Source organism: Bittarella massiliensis (ex Durand et al. 2017), from assembly GCF_017566145.1.
In the GTDB taxonomy this organism is placed as follows: domain Bacteria; phylum Bacillota; class Clostridia; order Oscillospirales; family Ruminococcaceae; genus Bittarella; species Bittarella massiliensis_A.
Genome location: NZ_JABFCL010000300.1, coordinates 1 through 215 on the forward strand (window position 1 = coordinate 1; position 215 = coordinate 215).

Below are 215 nucleotides of genomic sequence, written 5' to 3' on the forward strand. Positions count from 1 at the left end.
TGTCTGCCAGGAGATCGGATCTGGGAAGGGAGAAGATAAATACGGCAGAAACACTTTCGACGACAGTAAAGACTGCCGGGGGGAGACTGCGGTAAGAATGGGAAGAGAGTCCAGGGCAGAGGCCGTGGAATGGCGAAGCATACTCTTTTGTAGGAGGAAGAATGTGGTATGTGATTCAGATTATGACAGGCAAAGAAGAAATGATGCGAGAAATG

The 215-nt window shown here is 48.8% G+C and carries 1 protein-coding gene; it reads left to right on the forward strand.

Annotation, left to right across the window (positions count from 1 at the left end):
• On the forward strand, positions 1-215 hold a 215-nt coding region (locus HJY11_RS14425; RefSeq protein WP_208076552.1), incomplete at both ends, for a hypothetical protein.